Here is a 21,984-nt window from a genome sequence, read left to right as displayed (position 1 = left end):
GTGGGTGGCCGGGGCGGGCTGGCCGGGGCCCTCACAGCACGCCGCCCAGGCGGGCGGGCAAGGCCGGGGTGAGGTGGTGTGTGGTCTCGTACAGGGGAGGGAGTTGTGCGGGAGGTCGGCTTCCGGCGAGGGCGTCCGGGAGGGTGAGGAAGAGGGAGCCGGAGCCGGTGAGGGTGACTAGGCGTTCCAGTGCTGGGCTCGGGTGGACCAGGCGCAGGGACCCTCCGGCCGCGGAGGTGTGCAGCAAGGCGTACAGGAAGGCGTTGAGGCCGCTGCAGTCGCAGAAGGTCACGGCGGTCACATCGACGTCGATGGCGCGGATGCCGTCGTACAGGCACCGTTCCAGTGAGGCGCGCACCAGGGGTGCCGAGTTCAGGTCGATCTCGCCGGCCAGGGTGACCAGTGTCCGGTTGTCGGTGTCGTGCCGGTGGACGTTCAGGGCGGGCGGGATGCGCATGGGCAGGGTGCCTCGGTTCACGGGACCGCGCCGGGCTTCGGGCACGGTCGTACTGTGGTGCGGGCAGGTGAAGGGCCGGTCCAGTGGCGGGTGTTCCGGGGTGTGGGATCCAGCCGGTCCCTCGGGGATGCGCAGGTCGACCTGACGAATGATCCGCTCTCCGCAGGCGAGTACACCAAGCAGTGGTGGTCCGCCAGGGTCTGGGACGTCCGTACGCAGCATAGTCCCGGGGCCGGTCCAGCGGTTGGCCCGGGAGAGGGGTACCAGGATGTTTACACGGCGTTGAACGGGCGGCCCCAATACGGCCCGTTCTGGACATGGGTGGGCAGTGGCCTACCGAACTGTGTGACAGGCTCGCCGTGTTACCCACCGGCTGCGGTCCCTGCTCGCAGTTGAAACACCGTCAGCGGGGCAGTCGTCCCGTTGTACTGTCGGCACCACTGAAGGAGCCCTTCATGTCTGTGTGCTTCCCCGCGGCCGCTCGGCTTTTCCCGAGGTGCGGCTGAACAGCTGAAAGGGTCGGCTGTCCATCGCCGGCAGTGGGAAGCACGAACATCGCTGCATCAACACGGGTGAGCAGCGTCGGTTCCTCCGCAAGAACTGTTGACGCACACTCATTTGGCCCTGTGGGACTCGCTTTTGGGCCGGTCTGTATGGGCCTCGGTATTCCGGTGCGCACGGTTCCACCACGCGGGAGAGCGCCTCCACGCGACCACGAATCGCTCCCATGACTTCCATCGACGTCCATCAAACCTCGCGTCGACCTCGCCGCGAGCGGGACAAGTCCGGCCATCACGCTGTGACCGCCGGGCTCCGGAACTATCAAGGGACATTGATGGAGAACCAAAGAGACGAAGAGGAACCGGCGCCCAAGCGCAAGGTGCTCGACCTGACTGTTGTGCAAGTAGTGGCGAGCGCACTCGCGACTGTGGTGGGCGCCGTGCTGGCGTCCTTGCTGGGGGTGACCGGGACGATCATCGGCGCCGCCGTGGTCAGTACCAGCGCGACCACCGGCGCGGCGGTCTTCTCGCATGCCTTCCGACGAACGGGCGAGGGGATTCGTGGCCGGGTGCCGCCCGTAGGAGTACCGAGGACACCGGGCGAGGAGCGGGCGGAACACCGCGCGGACGCCCGGGCGGCGTTCGGTCCGGCGACGCTGCCTTCGGCGACGGCCCCTTCAGTGACGGACGCTTCGGCCGCCGACGCGACACCGCCCGACGCGGCCACCGAAACGCCCTCCGAAGATGAGTCCGGCACGACCTATCGGGGTGGCTCGCTCCGGAAGTCCATCGGTTGGAAGAAGTACGCCCTGGCGACGGGCCTGGTGTTCGCCCTTGCGATGGTCACCGTGACCGCGGTAGAGCTGATCATGGGCAAGCCGGTGGCGGCCGTGGTCAAGAACGAGCCGGGCAGGGGAACCTCGGTGGGTGGTGGCACGGCGGGTACCCCCGGTCCGGTCGAGAGCGGCACACCCACCCCGGATGCGTCCGGTGGCACGGCGTCGCAGACGAGCATCTCCGCCTCGCCGGACGAGAATTCGGCGCCGGAGACCGGCTCTGGGGCCAGCCCCGACCCCAGCGCAAGCACCAGCTCCAGCGCCAGTTCCAGGCCTTCGGTGTCGTCCCTGCCGTCCAGCGGCGATGCCGTGAGCAGTGCCGACGCCACCGCTGATGAGCGGTGACGAGCCGGTGCGGACTCTCTTGAGTGCGGGCCTTCGTCGGCGGAGGGGACGTCGCTTTATGAGTGTTGAAGCGTCTTTTGCGTTGTGCCGGCGGCCGAATCAGCGAATCCGGCGTGACACGCCGGATTCGCTGATTCCGGGCAGTTGCACGCGCGGGTGAATCAACGCACATTCGATATTAGTACGGTCAGTGTGGCTTGGGTCTGATTGTGTGTCGTGCCAACCCGTCATCTTCTTGGGCCTTCACATGTCGAACAGCCTGGTGCGGTGACGTGATCCTCGCGCGGTACGAGTCCGTTGGAAGCGGCACCATTCGGCCCATTAAGTATTTCTATGCGTTTTGCCATTCGCTCGTCGATTCCTGTGGTGGCAGTCGGGCAAAGCGGAATCGAATTTCTCTCCTGAGTAATATGCCAGCGACAGAAACAGGCGATTCTGTGCGACCGAGAACCGCCATGCAGGCACCATCCCCTCACAGGAGTTGGCCCCTCGATGACGCTGAATATCCCTGAATTTCGACTACGGCGAACCATGTCGGTGTGGGTTGCCGCGGTAGCGTCCGTGGTAATCGCCGCGGCCGTGATCGCGGTGACGCCGACACGCGCAAATGCCATTGCCACCCCTGTGCCTCTGGGCACGGCAGCCACTTACGGAGTGCTGGGGGGCGCGACGGTCACCAACACCGGCCCCACCGTCGTCAACGGCCTCAACGTCGGCGTGAGCCCCGGGCCCGCCATCACCGGGTTCTTCACGTCCGACGGAGGGCCCGGCAGCGTGACCCCGCCCGGGGTTCTGCACACCACCGATGCTCACGCGGCCCAGGCCAAGGCCGACCTGACCACGGCGTACAACCAGGCCGCCGGACAGACCCTGACGGATGCGGTGTACAACGACGCTCCCCACGAGTTCGGTGGGCAGACGCTGACGCCGGGCCTCTACAGGGCGAACAGCTCCGCGGCGATCACCGGCACGCTCACCCTGGACGCCGGGGGCAACCCCAACGCCGTCTGGGTGTTCCAGATCGGCTCGTCCCTGACGACGGCAGCCGAGAACAGCAGCGTGAGCTTCGTCAACGGTGCCTCGCCGTGCAACGTGTACTGGCAGGTCGGCAGTTCGGCCACGCTCGGTACCAACACGTCGTTCGTGGGCACCATCATGGCCGACACGTCGATCACCGCCACCACGGGTGCGTCCATCAACGGCCGGCTGCTGGCCGATGCGGGCGCCCGCGGTGACGGCGCCGTGACGCTGGACTCCAACAGGATCTTCCTGGGGCCCTGCGGCACTGGTGGCACCACCGGCGGTCTGATCTCGGGCGGTGTGATCGCCGGTGCCACGTCGGGTGGCGCCACAACCGGCACGACAACAGGCACCACGGGCAGCACGACGGTCGGCGTCATCGGCGGCGTGCCGACGGGCGGCGGAACCGGCGGCGCCCTGGGCGGTCTCCTCGGCGGCGTCCTGACGTCCGGCGGTACCACAGGTGGCGCGCTGGGCGGCCTCGTCGCGGGTGCCACTTCCGGCGGTGCCACGTCGGGTGGCGCCCCAGGAGGTGCCACGGGAGGCTCCACGGGTGGCGGCCACGGCGGCGCGACCGGCGGGAACGGCCACGACCACCACGGTGAGAAGCCCGGCAAGCCCGGTCACCACGACCAGGGCGGGAAGCCGGATGATCACGGCAAGCCCGACGACCACGACGGTCACGGTGGCAAGCCCGGCGATTACGGCAAGCCTGACGACCACGACGGTCACGGCAAGCCTGATGACCACGAGGGTCACGGCGGCGAGTCCGACGATCACGGCAAGCCCGAGAACCACGAGGGCCATGGCGGCGATCAAGAGGACCACGACAAGAAGTCTGCCTAGCCCCATGTGAGCGAGCAGGACGGGCGGCGCGCGGCGGATCGTCATCGATTCCGTCGCGCGCCGCCGGTCGAATCTCAGCAGAAGCGGAGAAGCCGGAATGGAAAGGCCGGGTGGGGCCGTGCAAGGCGGCGTTGAAATGGTGGATGTCGACGAAGCGGCGGACCGGCCCGGCGCCGGCCCGGCCCCGGACAGGGGCGGAAGACCCGTCGTGTCCCAAGGGGGTTCGGGCCGTTCGCCCCGCCCCGTGAAGGTCCTGAAGGCGGGAACGGGAGCCGCCGTGGTCCTGTGCCTGGCGACAGCCCTGGTCCATGTGCTCCTGGTGTTTCTGCACGTGGCACCCCCGAACCCCCTCTCTCAGCAGTACAGCCGCCAGGTCAACGCGTGGGTCCTCCCGCTGTTCGAACAGAACTGGCGGCTCTTCGCGCCGGATCCGGAATCGGTCAACCGGCAGATCTCGGCGAGGACCATGCACACCGCCCCGGACGGCAGCGTGGAGTTGAGTGACTGGTTCGATCTGACCGGCGTGGACAACTCGGCCGTGAGACACCAGGTCTTCCCCAGTCATACGGCGCAGAACATGCTGCGGCGGGCCTGGAGTTCGTACCTCGAAACCCACGGTGGCGACGATCAGCCTCGTTCGCAGCGGGCGCTGATGATCCAGCAGTACCTGACCAACATTGCGGCGGATCGCATCTCCGGCCATCGCGGCGGCGCCTTCGAGTCCGTCCAGCTTCGGGTGACGACCGTGCCCATCGCCGCGCCCGCCGCTCCTGCCGCAGCCGGCGGGCCCGGCTCGGCCACCGTCGCTCCGACGCCTGCCGATACGCGCTATCTGCCCTGGTGGAAGGTGGACTCCCATGGAAACTGAGCAGACGCGCTCGCCGCACGGGCGTCTCCCCGGCACGGCGGACGCAGGCGTGCCGCGCCGCGCACCGGATCGGATCGGAGCGCTGCTCACCGTCCTGACCGAGCGGCCGGTCTCCCTCTACGCCGCGGCGGTGCTGCGCATCGGCTACGGACTTCTCTATCTCGCCTTCCTGCTGCGCGAGTTTCCGCACCGCGACGAGATCTGGGGCCCCGGATCACCGTGGACCCCCGAGCTGGCCGGGCAACTCTTCGACCAGACGGGGTGGGCCAGCATCCTCACCCTGTCCGACAGCCGGCCGTACTTCGAGGCCTGTTACGTGGCAGCGCTCATCACGTCCGCCCTGTTCATGCTGGGCTGGCGGACCAGGGTCATGTCCGTACTCTTCGCCGTCGTGGTCGCGTCCTTCCACGCCAGGGCGATCTTCATGACCGACGGGGGAGACAACCTCATCCTCCTCATGGCCATGTACCTCGTCCTCACCGCGTGCGGCCGACGCTGGTCGCTGGACGCGCGCAGGGCCAGGCTACGAGCCTCCGCGGGGACGGCGAAGGACAGCGCGGCGGGCCTGGACGCAGGCGAAATCCGGCGGCAACTGGGCACATCCCGCCGGACGTTGACGGCGGTGCTCCACAACTGCGGCATGTTCGTCATCGCGGCCCAGGTCTGCTTTCTCTACGGGTCCGCGGGTCTCTACAAGGTGCAGGGCGGCTCCTGGGGCAACGGGACCGCCCTTCACTACGTCCTGAACCTCGACCTGTTCCGGCCCTGGCCCGAGCTGTCGCTCCTGGCCGACGAGCACGACGTACTGATCACCATCGCCTGCTATCTGACGGTGCTGTTGCAGGTCGCGTTCCCGTTCGTCCTGTTCGGACGGCTCAAGTACCCGGTCCTCACCATGCTGTTGGGTATGCACCTGGGTATCGCGGTGCTCATGGGACTCCCGCTCTTCTCCGGCGCGATGATCGTGGCGGACGCCGTCTTCCTGCCCGACGGCTTCTATCGGAGCCTGGGGCAGTTGTTTCGGCGTGTTGGCAGGTCGGCCCATGTGAGGGAGGCGGGCCTCTCGCCCCACGGAGAGTCGGTACCCCGAGGAGAGTCGGCACTCGTGCCGCCGCAATCCGCACCGGCGAGCCACTGAGGACCCTGAGGCCCGCACGGCGACAGCGCGCGTCCTGCTGTCGCCGGCGGCAGAACTCCGACTGCTCCTCGAACGGTCAATGGCCGGCCACCCCTCTTGTCAACGCAGCCTCGACAGCGGGGAGTTCTGGGAGCTGGGCAGGTGCCGCTGGGGTGAACGGAGCCTCGACGGGGGCTGCAGCCGGCTCGGTGAGCGGGGGCGGAGGCGGCAGGACATGGTCCTCCCACCAGGACAGGCCCATCACGGTGGCGAGCAGGACGAAGGGAGCCAAGACCGGAACGATCAGCGCGTACATGTGTACCGCCTGGTGTGGATGCGTGCGACGCGTCGGGCAGCGGACCGTTGCCCGCTCGGAGCGCATCGGGGCCGCGCCGGGGATCACAGGACGGCGGGCGCGTACGGGAACGGCCTCGCTCGTGACGCGGCCGGGTTCCGGAACCGATGCGCAGGGTGCGCCCCCTGGGGAGCGCGATGGCGGTGCGACGCTGCCGGGGGCCGGGGCGGCACAACGCACGCTAGCCCTCCCCGCAATTCCCGGATAGGTGTCAAGGAGCCATCCATGCCGGGCAGTACGCGGTCGAGCCGCGCGGTATCCGCAATCTTCGGGCAGGACTACGCTGTGCAATGAGGCCCCAGTCCCCGGTATCGACGCTGTGTCCCGCCCCTGGGGAGGCCCTCCGTGTTCGTCCTGCTGCTCGTCCTCATCGTGGTCCTGTTCGGCCTCGGCTTCCTCGATCCCATCTGGTGGGTGGCCGCGGCGGTGCTGGTCTTCGGCGCAGCCCGCTACGGCCGCGATCATGGCGGGGGCCCGGGCCGCAGCAACGGGTCCGACCTCGGGGACTACCGGGTCTACGAGCAGCGCCGGGACCGTCAGGACCGCTGGGACCGCCGCTACACCCGCCGGCACCGGGCACGCTGGAGGCGCGAGGAGCGGCGGGACCGCGAACGCCGCCGGTGAACCGTGCACGGCAGACCCGCGATGAGGTCCACGCCGACCAGGCAAGTCCTTCGTAGGGAGAGGTCATGATTCACGCAGCCGATGTCAGGGAATGGCGCAACCTCGACGTCGTCGACACCGATTCGCACAAGATCGGTGTCCTGGAAGCGGTCTATGTGGACACCACCACCGACGAGCCGGCCATGGCCACGGTGCGGACCGGTCTGCCCACCCGGCACCGTCTGGTGTTCGTCCCCCTTGACGACGCGATCGTCGGGCCGGACTACCTCAAGGTCCGCTACGTCAAGACGCTGGTGAAGCAGGCTCCTTCGATCGGCACCGACGACGTGCTGCCCGCCGAGCAGGAGGAAGCGATCTTCAAGCACTACGGGCTGGCCTACAAGCCCGGCGCGGCCGGCGAGCGGCAACTGGCGCGCCGCTGACCACCTTCAGGAACTCCCGGAGGTGCCGCGGCGAGAGTGGCGCCGCGCGTTGCGGCGCCTTCACGGGGCGGAGCGGCAGCCATGGTTCAGGCGCAGGGACCGAACCGGGACCGAACCGGGACCGAGGCCGCCGGGCCCTGCGGCGCTCGGATTCCCTTCCCTGATGGCCCTGATGCTTCAGTCCTGGTCGTTCAGCCCTGGGCGAGGTCGGCCAGGGCGTCGAGCCGGGTGGGCGTCCAGCCGAGCTCGTCGCGCGCCCGGGCGCCACTGAACTGCTGGTCGAGGGCGAACGCCTCGGCGATCGGGCCCATCCGCCGCACGGCCTCCTCGATGGGCAGTGACTCGATCCGGTCCGGGCATCCGGCGGCGTGGCTGAGGGCCCGGGTGACATCCGCCAGCGGAAGGTTCTGGCCGCCGACACCGGCGTACACGGAACCGGCCGGGGCGTTCAGGGCCAGGACGTACAGCTCGGCGATGTCGTCGACGTGGACCAGCGCCCAGTGGTTGGAGCCGTCCCCGATGCAGGGCACGGCACCCGCGGTGCGCCCCGGCTCGACGAAGAACGACTGCGCCAGTCCGCCGGAGTGGCCGTAGACCAGCCCCGGCATCACCACCACCGGACGCTCTCCGGTGGTGGCCCGGGCGAGCACCCGCTTCTCGTTCTCCAGCCGCCAGGCGGTGATGCGCGGCGGGCTCAGCGGGGCGTCCTCGTCGACGACCCCGTCGGTGTCGCCGTACACCCACACCCCGCCCGTGTGAACGTACGGGCCGCTTCCCGCGCCGTCCTGCAGTGCCTCGGCAGCCGCGCGGTCGACGTCCGCGGTGCCCTCGGCGTAGTCCACCCCGAGGTGGATGACCCCGTCGGCCCGGCGGGCCGCCTCGCGCAGGACATCGGTGTCGGTGAGCGCCCCCGCGACCGGGGTGGCACCGAGGGCCGACACGGTGCGCGCCGCGTGCTCGCTGCGCGCCAGCGCCGTCACGGCGATCCCGTGCTCGGTCAGTGCCCGGATGGTGGAGCGGCCGATGTAGCCGGAGCCCCCTGTGATGAAGATCTGCATCGCTCTCACGGTCCCTGTGGGTGGAGGAGCGACGGGGAATTCCGCCGCTCCTCCACCCTCGCCGCGTGCCGCGGCCGGCGTCCAAGACCTCTTCTGTCAGCGCTGATGCCCCCAGGACATCAGTGCTGGGCAGCGGCGATGTCGGCGAACTCCGGGAGCAGCGGGGAGCGCCGGTCGGCGCTCCAGGCAAGGCAGACCTCGTTGGGTCCGATGTCGTCGATGGGCACATGTGCGACATCGGTATGGGTGTAGTAGGCCGCGGTGGACAGCGGAAGCACGAGGACGCCCCCGGAGGTCGCGACGTGTTCCAGCTTCTCCTCGACGGTGGCGAAGGAGGGCCGTGGCCCCGCCTCCTCGCCGCCCGTCCGCTCGGGGAGGTCACGCCACTCGGGGACGGCGTCGGGGTCCTGCAGCAGCCGTTCGGCCGCCAGATCCGCGATGACGATGGACTCCTTGCCCGCCAGCCGGTGGCCCGCCGGCAGTACGGCGACGCGGGGCTCCCGGAAGAGCGGGTGCAGCTTCAGTCCGCGATGGTCGACGGGCAGGCGTACGAAGCTCACGTCGAGCAGGCCCTCGTGCACCCCTTGGACCTGGTCGGCCCAGGAAGTGCGCACCACCTGCACACTCAGCTCGGGGTGCCTGGCGGAGAAGGCACGCACCGCGCCGGTCACGGTGATCCCGGGCATGAAGCCGACCGTGAACGCCGAAGATCCGTGCGCCGCCTGCTGCACCCGGCGGTGCAGAGCCTGCGAGGCGGCCAGCAGGGGGCGCGCGTCCTCCAGCAGTTGACGGCCGGCGGCCGTCAACTCGGTGGTCTGCTTGTTCCTGTCGAACAGCTGCGCGCGCAGCTCCTGCTCCAGCGCGCGGATCTGCCGGGACAGCACCGGCTGCGTGATGTGCAGCCGCTCGGCCGCCCGGCCGAAGTGCAGCTCCTCGGCCACGACCACGAAGTAGCGCAACTTGCGCAGATCGACATCCACGACATCTCCCGCTGTGTAGACATCTCCCACCGTGTAGACGCCGTCTCCCAGCCTAGTTCCTCGGGACGGTGTCGCCGGGGAGCCAGGGAGGTCAGGCGCTGGTGTCCAGAGGGCTACACCTGGGCCGGGCGCGGGCCGGCGCTCGCGTAGTACGTGTTCCGTGCCTCCTGGACTCGGTCCCGTGCGGGGCCGTGCACCGCGCCGTCAAGATTCAGGGGCGGACACAGGCTGGAGATGAGCGCGGTCTCCAACGGGACGGGATCGGGGTGCTCGGCCCAGGTGAGCGTGAGATGGCGGTACATCCACTCGGTGAGGCGCCGCTCGTCGTCGGGGACCAGGATGACGCGGTCGGTCCAGGTCGTCCGGTAGCCCTCGGTCGGCATGAGCAGTCCGGCCAGCGTGCGGCGCAGGGTGGATCCACCGGAGAGCCTCAGATGGTTTCCGGCGATCCGGGTGCGAAGCCGGGTGGCTTTGCCGAGATACAGCAACCGCCGCCCGCGGTCACCCGAGTTGGCCGGTCCCGAGAACGCGGCAAGGACGCTCGGAGGCGCCCACCAGGCGTACAGGCCCGCGGTCCTGGGCAGCGCGGCGGTCGCGTCGTCGAGTGCTCGCGGCGTGGCAAGCAGGGCGGCCGTGACCTGACGAAGGGCTGCGTCACGAAGCGCGTCACCGGGCGTAGCACTAAGCACGTCGTCAAGCGCGTCATCAAGCATGGGCCGCACCCTAGGCGAAGTACGGCAAGTGCGTTGTTGTTCCCCGGCGTTGAGCAGCCTGAACAGCCACATCGACGCCAATCGTCTGCCTCGGCCGCCCCGTCGGGCAACCAGCGCAGGGCGAACCAGAGTTCCATGCGTACGCCCGCGTCCTGCAGGTCGACGTCGAGGAGTTCGCCGACCCGTGCCAGGCGGTGGCGCACGGTGTTGCGGTGGACCTGGAGGGTCGCGGCCGTGCGGTCCCAACTGCCTTGCTGGGTAGGTCAAGTTCGCAGGGTGTCGAGGAGGACCGAGGTGCCCGGCGCGCCGGCCCGGTTGAGTGGGCGAAGCAGGTGCGGGCCAGATCCCGGGCGTCGGCGGCGGGGACGAGCCCGTGCACGGCGAGCGGGTCCTCGGTGTGGACGACGGAGGGTACTTCGGCGGCCTCGGCGATCGCCGCGTACGCGGCCTGCCCGACGGCCACGAACGGGGTGGCCGGCGGCAGTCTGAGGAGCGGCAGCCCATGGCGGTCGCAGGCGGCGATCAGCTCGGGCGGAACCTCCTCGTGCACGGGGGCGACACCGAATCCGAGCGCGCTCACTCCGGCGGCGACGACCTGTCGTACGTACGTGTCGATGCCCTCCGCGTCGAGAGGGAGCCACACGTCCGCGGTGAGGAGGAGTTCGCCGCCCACCAGATACGGCGTCGGGTCCTCGATCTCCGTCGTGCCGACCGTACTGACCCGGACCCGGTGCTCCCCGGCGGGGCCCGCGATCCGGCGCAGACCCAGGGCGGGGTCGGCGAGCAAAGTGCTCAGGGGCACGGACGGCTGCTCGGACTCGGTCATGAGGAGACATCCTGCCGGTCCGACGGCCTCCCGCAGGAGTGCCGGAATCATCCAATGAGCGCCTCCATTTTGGATAGAACCGCCACTTCGGCGCCGGGGCGTACGCCGATAGCGTCGTGTCACTCCCAGAGCACCCCCACTCCCAGGTCACCGGCCCACGCCGGAAGGAGAGACCCACATGACCGAGCTGTCCCTGCGTCCCGACGGCACCGCCGACCGCACCGCCGGTGCCACCACCGGCCCGATCGCGTCCGCCGAGGAACTGCGTCTGCGCCGCGAACTCGCCGCGGTCTACCGGCTCGTGGCGCACTTCAGGATGACCGACCTGATCTTCACGCACATCTCCGTCCGGCTCCCGGGCCCGGAGCAGCACTTTCTGATCAACCCGTACGGCCTCCTCTTCGAGGAGATCACCGCGTCGAACCTCGTCAAGATCGACCTGACCGGCCACCCCGTCGAGGAATCCCAGCACCCGGTCAACCCCGCCGGCTTCGTCATCCACAGCGCCATCCACGCCGCCCGGTCCGACGCCCACTGCGTGCTGCACACCCACACCAAGGCCGGGTGTGCCGTCGCGGCCCAGGAACACGGGCTGCTCCCGCTCAACCAGATCTCCATGGAGTTCTACGACAGGCTCGGCTATCACGACTACGAGGGCGTCGCCCTCAACCTCGCCGAACAGCAGCGTCTCGTCGCCGACCTCGGCGGTCACCCCGCGATGATCCTGCGCAACCACGGGCTGCTCACCGTCGGCGAGACCCCCGCCCAGGCGTTCCTGCGCATGTACTACCTGGACAAGGCGTGCGAGATCCAGACCGCGGCCACCGCCGCGGGCACCGGGCTCGTCATCCCCAGCTCCGACATCTGTGAACTGACGGCACGTCAACTCACGGGCGAGGACGACAGTTCGGATCTCCAGGACGACATGGGATACGAACTCGCCTGGACGGCACTGCTCCGGCTGGTCGAGCGCGTCGCCCCCGAGTACAAGGACTGACCCGAAGGCGAACCGTTCCGCTGCCCAACTCGTCTCCATGTTCGATAAGGCACCGAGACGTGAGATGTCTCGAGGTGCCGACGAGGCGCATGTGCGTCCAGTGAAAGGACTGCCGGAACGGTGTTAGTGAGCCACAGGAAAAGGACCGTCGGCTGGATCGCCGGAGGCACGCTTGCGGTGATGGTCGCGGGTGTCACGGGGTGCTCCAGCGATTCGGACCCCGCCGCGGACAAGGAGCCGACCGCGAGCAGCTCGTCCGCGGCCGACGCGGAGAACGCGAACAAGGGGAAGCAGAAGGACGGTTCGTCGACGCAGCCCTCGGCCGGCGGCCGGTCCACAGCCGAAGAGGCGGTTGCCGCGTGGGTCACCGCGGTCATCAAGGGCGAGCCGAAGCAGGCGTGCCTGCTGATGGGGGAGCCGGCCACCGATTCGTCGCCCGCCCGGGCCGGCACCGCCGAGAGGTGCAACGGCGACGATCCCGAGGTCCGGCAGATGCAGGACAACCTCGGAGAGATGCGTACGTCGTTCATGCCCAAGCCGCCCACGGACAACCCGAAGGTGGAAGTCGCCTCCGTCCAGCCCACCGGTGACAAGGCGGTGGTCCCCGCGGAGAAGGTCACGGTCGAAGGGAAGACCCTCGACAAGATCATCCTGTCTCACTCCACCGGGGTGGAGGAAGGGCAGCTGGACGTCAACATGGAGTCCACCAAGATCGACGACGCCTGGTACGTGACCAATCTCGATTTCAACATCGGCTAGTGCTGACGGCCCGACCGGCCTCCCTGGCCGTGCCGCCGCACGGCCAGGGAGGCCGGTCGGGCCGTCAGGCCGAAGGCGTGCCGGACAGGACTTCCGCCCGACCGGTGTCGAGCGAGTAATTGGCGCTGACCACGGCGAACTCACCCTTCTTCACGAGCGGGGCGAGGTCCCTGTCGGAGCGCAGAGCGGCGACGGCCAGCCCTGTCGGCCCCGACGGCCGCACCCTCGCCGTCGGTGGTGACGCCGGCACGCTCCAACTCTGGGGCACCGCCACGCGGCAACCTCTCGGCGGCCCCCTGACCACCCCGGGCGACGCCATCGACTCCCTCGCCTTCAGCACCGACAGCGCCACCCTCCACGCGGCCGGTGCCCAGGTCCCGCTCCAGAGCTACACCGTCGACCCCGCCCGGGCCATCACCCGGATCTGCGCCCGCACCGGCGACGCCGACCTGACGAGGGCCCAGTGGCAGACGTACGTACCCGATGCGTCGTATCGAAGGGTGTGCGGCGGTTGATCAGCTGAGGCCGACCGTGGCCGCGACGGGCGCGGGGGCGGCCGGGGCGTCGCTTCGGCCGATGCGCCGGGCAAGGGGTACGAGGGCGATCGCGACGGCGCCGACCAGTCCGGCCAGCGCGAAGGTGGTGAAGCCCCAGCTCTGGTTGCCGTTGGTGGCGAGTACGCCGATCAGCCAGGGACCGACGACGGCGCCGGTGCGGCCGATACCGGTGACCCAGCCGAGGCCTGCCGCGCGTTCGCTGTCGCGGTAGACGGTGTTGGTGGCGGCGTAGACCATGACCTGTGCGCTGAACAGGAACACACCGGTCACGGCGACCACGGCGTACGTGACGCCGAGCGGCAGTTGGGACTTGAGCAGCAGGGCTCCGGCGGCCGTCAGCACGAACCAGATCGCCGACACCCGTACCGCGCCGAACCTGTCGGCGGCGCGTCCGGCGATCAGCAGGCCGACGATGCCGCCCGCGTTGATCACCATCAGGAAGCTGATGGACGAGTTCAGCCCGTAGCCGGAGGCCCGCATCATCTGCGGCAGCCAGGTGCTCACGCCGTACACGAGAAGCAGTCCGCTGAAGGAGGCCAGCCACAGCAGCGGGGTCGCCCAGCGGGACTCCGGGCGGAACAGCGCCCGGATGGCGGCGAGGCGACCCGCCGCACCGGCGGCCGGAGCGGCGACCTCGGTGGGCCGGGGGAGCCCGTACCGGTCGGCGACGGCGTCGGCCTTGGCGCGCTCGCCGTGCGCCAGCAGCACGCCCGGCGACTCCGGCAGCAGCTTCAGCAGCAGCGGTACGGCGACCAGGGCCGGGAGCACGCCCGCCCAGAACACCCAGCGCCAGCCCGCGGCCGGGGCCAGAGTCAGCCCGAGCCCGGTCGCCGCCATGCCCCCGAAGTGGTACGAGGTCATCAGCAGCCCGGTGGTCAGCGCGGCCCGGCGCGGCGGCGCGAACTCCATGACCATGGCCAGGCACAGCGGCATGAGCCCGCCGAGGCCGAGGCCGGCGACGAAACGGCCGGCCCCGAAGAGGCCGACGCCCGGAGCCACGGCGCAGATCGCGGAGCCGAGGGAGAACAGCGTCACACTGGTGACGAGCATGAGCCGTCGGCCGAGCCAGTCGGTGAGGTTCCCGGCGGTGAGGGCGCCGATGAGCATGCCGAACGTGGTCCAGCTGCCGATGGTGCCGGCCGTGGCCGGAGTCAGCCCGAGTCCGCTGTCGTCGAGCATGTGGGGCATGACGGCGCCGTAGATGTTGACGTCCATGCCGTCGAAGAACACGGCCAGCCAGCACAGGGCCAGGACGGGGAAGACCGTGCGGAACGTGTGTGGGGAACGGGATGCGGCAGACGAGTGGGAGGAGTTCATCTTCGTCCTTGGAGATGTGATGGAACCTTTGGAACACGAACGGGGTGTTCGTCAGGTGAAATATGATTCACTGATGTTGGCTGTGAGTCTCGGGTCGGGGTGGGCGAGTGTCAATGGTGCGGCGCGAGGTGTTCCCGTGTGCGGGGCGGCCGTCGAGCGGTGGCCCGGTTGAGGAGTGATCATGAGCAATGACGAGTTTCCCCAAGCCACGACCGCGGTCGGTACGGTCCGTGGCCGCCGCGAGGGCGGCTTGGCGGTCTTCCGTGGCATCCCGTACGCCCAACCCCCGGTGGGCGAGGCACGCTTCGCGGCGCCGCGGCCGGTGGACCGCCGGGACGGGGTCCGGGACGCGTTCGCGTTCGGCCCGCCGCCCCCGCAGGAGCCGTTCGGCCCCGAGCCCGCTCCGGCCGACGGCCCTCCGCCCGGTGACGACTGGCTGACCGTCAACGTCTGGACGCCGGACGCCGATCCGGCGGCCCGCCGCCCGGTGATGGTGTGGATCTACGGCGGTGCCTACAAGTTCGGCTCCGCCGACGATCCCGCCTACGACGGCAACCGCCTGGCCCGCGACGGCGGACTGGTCGTGGTCACCCTCAACTACCGCGTCGGCATCGAGGGGTTCCTCCAGATCGAGGGGGCGCCCGCCAATCGTGGTCTGCTCGACCAGGTCGCCGCCCTTGAATGGGTGCGCGACAACATCACCGCCTTCGGTGGCGAACCCGACCAGGTCACTGTCTTCGGTGAGTCGGCGGGCGCCGGGTCGATCGCCGCGCTGATGTCCATGCCCCGGGCGCGGGGCCTGTTCCGGCGGGCCATCGCACAGAGCGTGCCGGGCACGTTCTTCTCGAACGAGCTGGCCGCCGACATCGCCGAGGTCGTCGCGGGTGAGCTGGGACTGCGCCCGACGGTCGCCGACCTGTCCGCCGTGGGCCCGCGCAAGCTGCCCGAGGCAGGCGCTGCGCTGACCGCCAGGATGCGCGAGTACGTAGACCGTTGGGGCCCGGTCGCGCTCACCCCGACCCCGTTCTCACCCGTCGTCGACGGTGACGTCCTGCCCACCACGCCGTGGGAGGCGCTGGCGAACGGCACCGCGCGGAACGTCGAACTGATCGCCGGGCACAACCGTGACGAGTACCGGCTCTTCCTCCTGCTCGGCGGACTGCTCGGCCGGGTCGACGAGGGCCTCGCGTCGATGGCCCTCGGTTTCTTCGGACCGACACCGGACGCCGAGCGGTCCTACCGCGCCGCGTTCCCCGACGCCTCCGCGGAGTACCTCTTCGAACTCGTCCAGTCCGACTGGCTGTTCCGCATGCCCTCGCTGCACTTGGCCGAGGCTCAGACCGCCGGCGGAGGCCAGGCCCATCTTTACGAACTCACCTGGCCCGCCCCGGCCGACGGCGGTGCCCTCGGCGCCTGTCACGGCTTGGACGTGCCCCTGGCCTTCGGCGTCCCCGGCGGACTCGGCGGCCTGCTGATCGGCCCCGAACTCTCCCCCGAGACCGAGGCGCTGTCCGCCCATGTCCGCGCCGCCTGGACCGCGTTCGCCAGGACGGGCGACCCGGGCTGGTCCCCGTACGACACCGAGCGGCGCCTCGTCCACCTGCTCGACACCGAACCGACCACGGCCACCTACCCCGAGGAGGCCTCCCGCCGACTGTGGGAGCAGCACACGTTCTCCGCGCTGCCGCTGGTGACGCCGTAACGGGGTAGCGCGTAGTCGCGCGGTACTCCGCGTCGTTCGACGGGCGGGCCGTCGCGGTCGCGGGCCTGAAGTGCGGGCGTGCAGCTGTCAGGCGACCGGGCCCCTGTCGATGAACAGCGCCCGGTGAAGCATCGCGCGGACGCGGTCGTTCAACTGCTCGCGGTGGACGACGTCGTTGTCCGCCATCGCTCCGGCCGCCATGGGGAAGGCCAGCATCAGGTCCTCGACGTCGACGTCGTCGAGGCCTCGGCCGAAGCCACGCTGCGGGCCGTTCGGGACGCCGGGGGAGAAGGCGTCGCCATGGTCGTCGACATCTCGGACGAGGAGCAGGTCAAGAGCCAGATCGACCGGGCGATGAAGGAGTACGGGCGGATCGACGGACTCTTCAACGTGGCCGCCAACATCCACCCGGAGGAGGTCGCCAAGGACACGAACGTCGTCGACATCGACCTGGCGGCCTGGCAGCGCACGATCGACGTCAACCTGACGGGCTATCTGCTGACCCTCAAGCACGCCCTGCCCCACATGATCGAGGGCGGCGGCGGATCCGTGGTGAACACCCTGTCCGGCGCCGCCTACGGCGGCATGGCGGACAAGGTCGCGTACTCGGTTACGAAGGCCGGGATCGGCGCACTGACCCGGCATGTCGCGCGCAAGTACGGCAAGGACGGCATACGCGCCAACGGGGTCGCGCCGGGCCTGGTGATGACGGAGGCGACGAAGCTGAACCTCCCCGAGGAGTTCCGCGACATGATCCTCACGACGACACCTGCACCGCGGCACGGCAGGCCTCAGGACATCGGTGCCACCGTGGCGTTCCTGCTGTCCGACCTGTCGGAGTGGATCACCGGTCAGATCCTGTCCGTCGACGGCGGCACCACGATGCGCGCCTGAGCGAGCCGCCTCCTGGTTTCCGTAGCCGTCCGTTGGAGTCCCTTGTTCGTCGTCCGTCGCGCGGCCGGGGCGCCGGTCACAGGACCGGAAGGGTCAGTTCGACCAGGGTTCCTCCGCCGGGCGGGCTGTCGACGCGGACGGTTCCGCCGTGCAGGTCGGCTACGGCCGCGACGATGGACAGCCCGAGGCCGCTGCCGCCGCGGGCCCGGCTCCTGCTCCTGTCGGCGCGGTAGAAGCGGTCGAAGACGTGGGGGAGCGCCTCGGCCGGGATGCCGGGACCATCGTCGGCCACCTTCAGCACGGCGCGGCCCTCCGCCACCGACAGCTCCACCGAGCAGGTCACGTCCGCCGGTGTGTGCATACGTACGTTGGCCAGCAGGTTGGCCACGACTCCGCGCAGTTGGGCTTCGTCTCCGCGTACCGTCACCTCGGACGCCACCGTGACCGTCCAGGGGCGGGCCGGCTCGACGGCCGCCGCGTCGCGGCAGGACTCGGTGACCACCCGGCCGAGGTCCACGGGTTCCAGTTCGTTCGGGTCGTCCTCGTCGAAGCGGGCCAGCATGAGCAGCGATTCGACGAGGCGTGTCATCCGGTGCACCTCGGCCAGCATGCGCTCCACCGCCTCGTCGACCGCCCGGTTGTCGGGCAGGGCGCCTTGTTGGTAGAGCTCGCCGTAGCCGCGTATGGACTGCAGAGGGGTGCGCAGTTCGTGCGAGGCGTCCGCGACGAACAGGCGCAGCCGCTCCTCCGAGGCGTCTCGGGCGGCGAGGGCGGTGTGGATCTGGTCCAGCATCCGGTTGAGGGCGCCGGCGAGCCGGCCCACCTCGGTCTTCGGTCCGATGCGGGCGTCGACCAGACGCGGGGCGAAATCGCCCGCGGCGACACGGTCCGCGGTGCGTGCGGCATCCTCCAGCGGGCGCAGCGAGCGCCGTACGACCAGGACACCCAGCACGGCCAGGACGACATCGGCGAGCAACTGGACGGCGACGACCACCAGGACGGCCCGGCGGACCGCGGCCTCGGTCGCGGCGGTGTCGACTGCGGCCACGACAGTCCGCCCGTCCGCGAGCCGCGCGACGGCGAGCCGGTACTCCGTGGTGCTGGTCGACCCGGCCGCCGGTACGGTCACGGGCGTGTCGGCGGGAGGCGGCGGGTCCGGGAAGCGCGGGCCCGGGCCGCGGGGGCGTTCGTCGTCGCTGAGGAGGGCGATGTACAGATCACCGCCGAACCTGAGCCACCCGTAACCGGTGGAGTCCTTGCCCGCGATCTCGACACCCGCGGAATCGGCGGTGGCCATGCCCGCGGTCGTCGTGGTCAGCCGGTGGTCGAGTTCCTCGTACAGCGAGGACCGCAGCGCGGAGAACGTCACGATGCTCGTGACCGTCAGCACGCCGTTGAAGAGGACGATGAGAAGGATGCTGATCCGAGTGCGCAGCGGCCGGTTCCGCCACCAACGGGCCCTCAGCACTCCGCGGCCCTGAGGCTGTAGCCGACACCGCGGTGCGTGTGGATCAGCCGCTCCCCGTGGCTGTCGACCTTGCGGCGGAGATAACTGATGTAGGTGGCCACCACGGTGTCGTCGCCGTTGAAGTCGTACGACCACACGTGCTCCAGGAGCCGGGCACGGGTGATCACCTTGCCCTGGTGCAGCATCAGATACCGCAGGAGCCGGAACTCCGTGGGGGAGAGGTCGATGACGGCACCGGCCCGGCGCACCTCGTGGGTCAGGGTGTTGAGGCTCAGGTCCGCGACCTGGACCGAGGGGTCGTCGGGGCGGTGCGCCCGGGTGCGGCGCAGGACGGCGCCGACGCGGGCTGCGACCTCGTCGAGGCCGAAGGGCTTGGTGATGTAGTCGTCACCGCCTGCGGTGAGCCCTCGTACGAGGTCCTTGCGCGTGTCGCGGGCGGTGAGGAAGACCACGGCGACCGGCAGACCGTCCGCGCGCAGGCGGCTCAGGACCTCGAAGCCGTCGCTGTCCGGCAGCATGATGTCGAGCAGGACCAGGTCGGGCAGGAACTCCCGTGCCAGGGCCAGTGCTTCGCGGCCGGTGGCGGCGGTGCGCACCTCGTACCCGACGAACCGCAGGAACCGGGCGACGGTGTCCACGATCGCCGGTTCGTCGTCGACCACCAGCAGGCGTCCCCGCACCCGCGGTTCCTGGTCGTTCATCGGTGAGGCCTTTCCCTGCGTGCCGTACGTGATCAAGGGTGCCCGACGATTCGGGTGCGTTCCATGGGAGTTCCGTGTGAGAAGAGGCGCGTACGGGGCGGAACCGCTTTCACGGGCCGGGACGGCTCATAGCGTCGCGGTTGATCGGGCCCCGCGGCTTCTCACCGTGCGACGGGCCCTCCTGTCTGCGCTTTCACTTCCTGGGAGTTCTCTTGTCCACGTTCCTGTACCGCCTGGGGAGGTTCTCCTACCGGCGCAAATGGACGGTGATCATCGGCTGGCTCGTCGTGCTGTGCGCCCTGGGTGCGGCGGCCGTCACCCTGATGAAGCCGTTCACCTCCTCCACGAGCATTCCGGGCACCGAGGCCCAGCGGGCGTCCGACGTCCTCGGCAAGGAGTTCCCGTCGGGCAGTGACGGCATCACCGGGCAGATCGTCTTCCGCGCGGCGCAGGGCACTACGGTGACGGCGGGTCCGGAGGGCGAGGCGATCCGCACGGCCACCGCCCGGATCGCGAAGACGCCCGGCGTGGAGTCCGTGACCACTCCCTCGGCCAAGGCGGGGAACGTCTCCCGTGACGGCCGTACCGGCATAGCCGAAGTCACCTTCACCACCGAGAAGTCCGACGAGATCAGCGCGGTCTCGGTCAAGGTGATCGAGGCGGCGGCGGATCAGGCGCGGACCGATGGGCTGACAGTGGCCCTGGGTGGCCGGGCGTTCGATCCCGTGGAGTCGGCCGCTGGTGGCGCCGGAGAAGCGGTCGGCGTCCTCATCACGCTGATCGTCCTGATCCTGGTGTTCCGCTCGCTGCGCGCCGCCGTCGTCCCGCTCGCCATGGCCATGGTGGGTGTGGCGCTGGGCGTCCTGGCCCTGCTGACGCTCACCAGCGTCGTCGACATGGACAGCACCGCGCTGATGCTCGCCCTGATGCTGGGCCTGGCCGTCGGTGTGGACTACGCGCTGTTCATCGTCTCCAGGCACCAGACGCAGGTCAGGGACGGCATGGACCCGGAGGAGTCCGCGGGCCTCGCCGTGGGTACCGCGGGCTCGGCCGTGCTGTTCGCCGGAGCGACGGTGGTCATCGCGCTCGCCGCCCTGACCGTCGTACGGATCCCGTTCCTCGCCATCATGGGACTCGGCGCCGCCCTCACCGTTGTCGTCGCGGTGGTGCTGGCGCTCACCCTGCTGCCCGCCGTGCTGGGGCTCCTCGGCCCGCGTATCGCCTTCAGCCGGATCCCGGCGCTGCGCAGGTCCGCGCATCGCGCTCTGGACAAGCAGCGGTCCGGCGCGGTCGGCGTGGGCATCCGCTGGGCGCGGCTGATGGACCGGCGCCGCTGGGCCGTCCTGCTGCTGGGTGTGGTCGGCCTTGGAGTGCTGGCGGTGCCGGCCGCCGATCTGCGGCTCGGACTGTCCTTGCCCAGCACGAACGCGGAGGCCGTACGTGCCCAGAAGATGACCGACGAGGCCTTCGGCCCCGGCTACGGCGGCACGTTGGTCATCCTGGTCGAGGGTGACGGACGTAAGGCGACCGAGTCGGCGGCCAAGGAGATCGCTCGGACGGCGGCGGAGCTGCCCGACGTCGCCTCGGTGGCTCCCGCCAGGCTCAGCGGCACGGGCAACGCGGCCATGGTCGGCGTCGTACCGCAGAGCGGTCCCGAATCCGAGCGCACCGAGCAACTGCTGCACGACATCCGCGGCGCACGCGACGAACTGGAGAAGTCCACGGCCACGGAGATCAACGTCACCGGGTCCACCGCCGTGAACCTCGACGTCGCCGCGAAGCTCACCGACGCGCTGCCCGTCTACTGCCTGGTTGTCATGGGTCTCGCGGTCCTCCTGCTGACCCTGGTGTTCCGCTCGATCGCCGTGCCGCTGAAGGCCGCGGTGGGCTTCCTGCTGTCGCTCGGCGGCTCGCTGGGCGTCCTGGTCGCCGTCCTCCAATGGGGTTGGTTCTCCTCGGTACTTGGCACCCAGGCGAGCCCGACGGTGATCAGCTTCCTGCCCATCCTCCTGATCGGCATCCTGTTCGGACTGGCCATGGACTACGAGGTCTTCCTCGTCTCCCGGATGCGCGAGGAGTACGCGCGCGGCAAGAGCCCGGTGGCGGCCATGGTGGACGGCTTCGGCCACGGCTCGAAGGTGGTCACCGCGGCGGCGGTCATCATGGTGAGTGTCTTCGGGTCCTTCGTCTTCGCGGACATGCAGATCACGAAGGGCATGGGTCTGGCCCTGGCGGTCGGCGTCCTGCTCGACGCGTTCGTCGTCCGGATGTGTCTGGTGCCGGCCGCGATGTCCGTGCTGCAACACGCGGCCTGGTGGCTGCCGGGTTTCCTGCACCGAGTGCTGCCGCACGTCGATGTCGAGGGCGAGAAGCTGACCCGTCAGCAGGCGTGTCCGGCGGAAGCCGACCGAGACCTTCTCGCCTCGCGGTCGTAGGGCATGGGTAGGGGCCGTACCTGCCGATCCGCGGGTACGGCCCCTACCTCAGGCGAACTAACGGCCCGGCCTTGGAGGTGCCCGTGCGGGATCTCCCGGCTCGATTTTTGCGACAACCTGTCGTAATGTTTACGACAGGTTGTCGCGTAAGGAGCGTCGCCGTAGTGCTGGTGGAAAGGGCTCTTCT

At 69.9% G+C, this 21,984-nt stretch carries 18 protein-coding genes and 2 pseudogenes; 12 read left to right on the top strand and 8 right to left on the bottom strand.

From position 1 onward, the window contains the following. Window positions 1–31: 31 nt before the first annotated feature. The gene (locus tag ACN20J_RS06105; RefSeq protein ID WP_419665432.1) at window positions 32–502 is read right to left on the bottom strand and encodes an STAS domain-containing protein; all 471 of its coding nucleotides are present in this window, start codon (window positions 500–502) and stop codon (window positions 32–34) included. 790 nt (window positions 503–1,292) lie between these two features. Between ACN20J_RS06105 and ACN20J_RS06100 the strand changes: the two genes are divergently transcribed. The 6 genes from ACN20J_RS06100 (at window position 1,293) to ACN20J_RS06075 (ending at window position 7,390) form a co-directional block, all read left to right on the top strand. Then, window positions 1,293–2,138, top strand: a complete 846-nt coding sequence (locus ACN20J_RS06100) for a hypothetical protein (protein WP_419665431.1) — start codon at window positions 1,293–1,295, stop codon at window positions 2,136–2,138. Window positions 2,139–2,762: 624 nt separating this feature from the next. Further along, window positions 2,763–4,004, top strand: coding sequence for an ice-binding family protein (locus tag ACN20J_RS06095; protein ID WP_419665430.1), 1,242 nt, complete (start codon window positions 2,763–2,765; stop codon window positions 4,002–4,004). A gap of 136 nt (window positions 4,005–4,140) precedes the next feature. After that, window positions 4,141–4,872: a DUF5819 family protein gene (locus tag ACN20J_RS06090; protein ID WP_419665429.1), complete on the top strand. Its 732-nt coding sequence runs from the start codon at window positions 4,141–4,143 to the stop codon at window positions 4,870–4,872. Next, a complete protein-coding gene (locus ACN20J_RS06085) occupies window positions 4,862–6,010 on the top strand; it encodes an HTTM domain-containing protein (RefSeq protein ID WP_419665428.1) in 1,149 nt (382 codons plus the stop codon). The genes ACN20J_RS06090 and ACN20J_RS06085 overlap by 11 nt, the downstream gene beginning before the upstream one ends. A gap of 679 nt (window positions 6,011–6,689) precedes the next feature. Further along, window positions 6,690–6,968, top strand: coding sequence for a hypothetical protein (locus ACN20J_RS06080; protein WP_189838850.1), 279 nt, complete (start codon window positions 6,690–6,692; stop codon window positions 6,966–6,968). A gap of 65 nt (window positions 6,969–7,033) precedes the next feature. Then, on the top strand, window positions 7,034–7,390 hold the full coding sequence (locus tag ACN20J_RS06075; protein ID WP_419665427.1) for a PRC-barrel domain-containing protein: 357 nt from the start codon (window positions 7,034–7,036) through the stop codon (window positions 7,388–7,390). Between the two features lie 191 nt (window positions 7,391–7,581). Here the strand turns inward: ACN20J_RS06075 and ACN20J_RS06070 are convergent, their stop codons facing one another. The 4 genes and pseudogenes from ACN20J_RS06070 to ACN20J_RS06055 form a co-directional block, all read right to left on the bottom strand. Then, on the bottom strand, window positions 7,582–8,448 hold the full coding sequence (locus ACN20J_RS06070; protein WP_190228502.1) for an NAD-dependent epimerase/dehydratase family protein: 867 nt from the start codon (window positions 8,446–8,448) through the stop codon (window positions 7,582–7,584). Window positions 8,449–8,567: 119 nt separating this feature from the next. Further along, window positions 8,568–9,428, bottom strand: a complete 861-nt coding sequence (locus ACN20J_RS06065; protein ID WP_189838853.1) for a LysR family transcriptional regulator — start codon at window positions 9,426–9,428, stop codon at window positions 8,568–8,570. A 113-nt stretch (window positions 9,429–9,541) separates the two neighbouring features. Continuing rightward, window positions 9,542–10,141 (bottom strand): GIY-YIG nuclease family protein, encoded by a 600-nt coding sequence (locus ACN20J_RS06060; protein ID WP_419665426.1) that lies wholly within the window; start codon window positions 10,139–10,141, stop codon window positions 9,542–9,544. Between the two features lie 490 nt (window positions 10,142–10,631). Continuing rightward, window positions 10,632–10,967, bottom strand: a pseudogene (locus ACN20J_RS06055) (PucR family transcriptional regulator ligand-binding domain-containing protein); the annotation flags it as partial. Between the two features lie 178 nt (window positions 10,968–11,145). Between ACN20J_RS06055 and ACN20J_RS06050 the strand changes: the two are divergent. The 3 genes and pseudogenes from ACN20J_RS06050 to ACN20J_RS06040 all read left to right on the top strand — a co-directional run. Then, entirely contained in the window at window positions 11,146–11,964 is an 819-nt protein-coding gene (locus tag ACN20J_RS06050; RefSeq protein ID WP_419665425.1) for a class II aldolase/adducin family protein, read from the top strand. Window positions 11,965–12,090: 126 nt separating this feature from the next. After that, on the top strand, window positions 12,091–12,723 hold the full coding sequence (locus ACN20J_RS06045) for a hypothetical protein (RefSeq protein ID WP_189838855.1): 633 nt from the start codon (window positions 12,091–12,093) through the stop codon (window positions 12,721–12,723). A 200-nt stretch (window positions 12,724–12,923) separates the two neighbouring features. Beyond that, a pseudogene (locus ACN20J_RS06040) lies at window positions 12,924–13,238 on the top strand (hypothetical protein); the annotation flags it as partial. Here the strand turns inward: ACN20J_RS06040 and ACN20J_RS06035 are convergent. After that, on the bottom strand, window positions 13,239–14,597 hold the full coding sequence (locus ACN20J_RS06035; RefSeq protein ID WP_189838856.1) for an MFS transporter: 1,359 nt from the start codon (window positions 14,595–14,597) through the stop codon (window positions 13,239–13,241). Window positions 14,598–14,778: 181 nt separating this feature from the next. Between ACN20J_RS06035 and ACN20J_RS06030 the strand changes: the two genes are divergently transcribed. Both ACN20J_RS06030 and ACN20J_RS06025 read left to right on the top strand, forming a co-directional pair. Beyond that, window positions 14,779–16,299 (top strand): carboxylesterase/lipase family protein, encoded by a 1,521-nt coding sequence (locus ACN20J_RS06030; protein WP_419665424.1) that lies wholly within the window; start codon window positions 14,779–14,781, stop codon window positions 16,297–16,299. A 123-nt stretch (window positions 16,300–16,422) separates the two neighbouring features. Next, window positions 16,423–17,193: an SDR family NAD(P)-dependent oxidoreductase gene (locus tag ACN20J_RS06025; RefSeq protein WP_419665423.1), complete on the top strand. Its 771-nt coding sequence runs from the start codon at window positions 16,423–16,425 to the stop codon at window positions 17,191–17,193. 76 nt (window positions 17,194–17,269) lie between these two features. On the opposite strand, the gene ACN20J_RS06020 is transcribed toward ACN20J_RS06025, so the two are convergent. Continuing rightward, window positions 17,270–18,661, bottom strand: a complete 1,392-nt coding sequence (locus tag ACN20J_RS06020; RefSeq protein WP_419665422.1) for a sensor histidine kinase — start codon at window positions 18,659–18,661, stop codon at window positions 17,270–17,272. After that, window positions 18,655–19,362 (bottom strand): response regulator transcription factor, encoded by a 708-nt coding sequence (locus ACN20J_RS06015; RefSeq protein WP_189838860.1) that lies wholly within the window; start codon window positions 19,360–19,362, stop codon window positions 18,655–18,657. Before ACN20J_RS06015 ends, ACN20J_RS06020 begins: the two co-directional genes overlap by 7 nt. A gap of 212 nt (window positions 19,363–19,574) precedes the next feature. Here ACN20J_RS06015 and ACN20J_RS06010 point away from each other — a divergent pair, with 212 nt between their 5' ends. Next, a complete protein-coding gene (locus ACN20J_RS06010; protein WP_419665421.1) occupies window positions 19,575–21,797 on the top strand; it encodes an MMPL family transporter in 2,223 nt (740 codons plus the stop codon). The last annotated feature ends 187 nt before the right edge of the window (window positions 21,798–21,984 follow it).

This window comes from Streptomyces sp. 2-1 (assembly GCF_048564895.1).
GTDB classification, from domain to species: domain Bacteria; phylum Actinomycetota; class Actinomycetes; order Streptomycetales; family Streptomycetaceae; genus Streptomyces; species Streptomyces phaeochromogenes.
This window is presented reverse-complemented; position numbering and strand designations above follow the sequence as displayed.

What these genes read in the sequence shown, in the direction of transcription:
- ACN20J_RS06100 (WP_419665431.1), top strand. Translation starts at nt 1,293, where the DNA reads ATGGAGAACCAAAGAGACGAAGAGGAACCGGCGCCCAAGCGCAAGGTG.
- ACN20J_RS06090 (WP_419665429.1), top strand. Translation starts at nt 4,141, where the DNA reads ATGGTGGATGTCGACGAAGCGGCGGACCGGCCCGGCGCCGGCCCGGCC.
- ACN20J_RS06085 (WP_419665428.1), top strand. Translation starts at nt 4,862, where the DNA reads ATGGAAACTGAGCAGACGCGCTCGCCGCACGGGCGTCTCCCCGGCACG.
- ACN20J_RS06075 (WP_419665427.1), top strand. Translation starts at nt 7,034, where the DNA reads ATGATTCACGCAGCCGATGTCAGGGAATGGCGCAACCTCGACGTCGTC.
- ACN20J_RS06070 (WP_190228502.1), bottom strand. Translation starts at nt 8,448, where the DNA reads ATGCAGATCTTCATCACAGGGGGCTCCGGCTACATCGGCCGCTCCACC.
- ACN20J_RS06060 (WP_419665426.1), bottom strand. Translation starts at nt 10,141, where the DNA reads ATGCTTGATGACGCGCTTGACGACGTGCTTAGTGCTACGCCCGGTGAC.
- ACN20J_RS06050 (WP_419665425.1), top strand. Translation starts at nt 11,146, where the DNA reads ATGACCGAGCTGTCCCTGCGTCCCGACGGCACCGCCGACCGCACCGCC.
- ACN20J_RS06035 (WP_189838856.1), bottom strand. Translation starts at nt 14,597, where the DNA reads ATGAACTCCTCCCACTCGTCTGCCGCATCCCGTTCCCCACACACGTTC.
- ACN20J_RS06030 (WP_419665424.1), top strand. Translation starts at nt 14,779, where the DNA reads ATGAGCAATGACGAGTTTCCCCAAGCCACGACCGCGGTCGGTACGGTC.
- ACN20J_RS06015 (WP_189838860.1), bottom strand. Translation starts at nt 19,362, where the DNA reads ATGAACGACCAGGAACCGCGGGTGCGGGGACGCCTGCTGGTGGTCGAC.